The following is a 1,518-nucleotide window of genomic DNA, read 5'->3' on the forward strand; positions in this document are numbered from 1 at the left end:
ACACCGACGACGACGCCCGGACCGTCCCGATCCGCCACAGGCAACGGCACCCACCCCAACACCTCCACCACCCGAGCAACCTCACCACTCACCCCGCGCGAGACACCAACCCCCGCACCCGCTCGGCCCACACGCCGACGCAACCCGACCGGAACACACTCACCAACCCGATCCCGCACCACCACCATCAACTCACCCAACTCCATCGGATCCTCAATCGCCGCAACAAACCCATGATCCCGCAACACCATCGACACAACCGGATACATCCGCAACGCGAAACGCACATGCAACTGAGGATCCACCCCTAGATCGCTGTACAACCAGGCATTACCCCAATCCACAAAGATCGCCCCGTACATGACATCGAGATCGTCTCGAATGCACTCATGAACATCCGATGTGTCACTAGGCAGGCCCAGGCCCTCCCACAACCCCAAAACATCGTCATACATCTGATGAAGCCACGCCGACAACTCCGGATCATCAACGAAATTCTCCCAGTACATCCATCACCTCCACCGCCGTCATTTCTCACTTCGAGCGAAAGCGTCCCTAGCGACGACAAGAATCCACGCCAGCACGTCCAACGGGACAATTCCGTACTCCTGTCGAATGTCGATACGTCCCTCCATCCACCCCGACGCGGGCACCGTGATCACCACCGACGCATCACCACCCTCAGGGTCCGGCCCAGCGAACCGAAAGACCCGATCCACACCACGCTCGACGTCCATCAACCTCCACCGTTCAAAGACAGACAGAGCGATCGCCGCCTCCACCGAAAACCCAAGAATCTCCTCCAACTTCTCCCCATCCACGGGGTACCGGTAACCGGCATCCAGATACGTCGCTTCGAAGACATCCTTGCTCATCTGGACCGCCCACTCCACGATGTCCAATCGGGACCCATCACGACGAGGACTGAGCTGGAAGAAAACACCATCCCAACCCGTCTCATCCGGAATCACCACGATCATGTGCGCGCGAGCCTCACCCTCACGAGGATCACTGAAACCAATCGACCACTCATCAGGAGTCCAACCGACCGTCTCATTGACGTCGAATGGATCGAAGTCGTAGCTCATCAATCACCGTTTCTTTCTTGGATCCAAAATCCGACAAAGTTTGAGAACGGATCGAAACGCGCTCCGTAACATTCTTGGCTCCACCCACCAAAAATCGAGCGCGATCAGGCGACGTCTTTCGGCATGACGCCCAGAACGACGCCCTCCAGACCCGTGATACCCGAACCGAAAGATGCCAGCCAGTCCATCACCAGGTAGATCGTCCCCGACTCACCGATTCCCAGAAAGTATCGGCATGTATCGATCACGGCGTCAACCACCCCCATCGAACACACCTGATACACCCACTACCGCACGACCACCCGAACCTTCACCGACGCGCGTTACCGCGCGGATAACGCGGTCCCCGCATCCTGACTCCGCTCCCACTCTTCATGCGCCTCACCCCGCCGATCCCCCTTCTCAGTATTCTTGAACCAAGGACCCTNCC

Annotated in this window: 3 protein-coding genes; all 3 read right to left on the reverse strand. The window is 58.3% G+C overall.

What is annotated here, in order from left to right; translation table 11 throughout:
• A partial coding sequence (locus ACM9NP_RS23920; protein WP_415649035.1) for a hypothetical protein occupies nucleotides 1-509 on the reverse strand: 509 nt, incomplete at its 3' end.
• 18 nt (nucleotides 510-527) lie between these two features.
• Nucleotides 528-1,088 (reverse strand): hypothetical protein, encoded by a 561-nt coding sequence (locus ACM9NP_RS23925; protein WP_415649036.1) that lies wholly within the window; start codon nucleotides 1,086-1,088, stop codon nucleotides 528-530.
• Nucleotides 1,089-1,192: 104 nt separating this feature from the next.
• Nucleotides 1,193-1,336 (reverse strand): hypothetical protein, encoded by a 144-nt coding sequence (locus ACM9NP_RS23930; RefSeq protein WP_415649037.1) that lies wholly within the window; start codon nucleotides 1,334-1,336, stop codon nucleotides 1,193-1,195.
• Nucleotides 1,337-1,518: the final 182 nt, after the last annotated feature.

The sequence above is a fragment of the Stackebrandtia soli genome (assembly GCF_965137155.1).
Lineage (GTDB): Bacteria > Actinomycetota > Actinomycetes > Mycobacteriales > Micromonosporaceae > Stackebrandtia > Stackebrandtia soli.

Bases quoted from the DNA above. Each gene is read 5' to 3' on its own strand.
- ACM9NP_RS23925 (WP_415649036.1), bottom strand. From the start codon at position 1,088: ATGAGCTACGACTTCGATCCATTCGACGTCAATGAGACGGTCGGTTGG.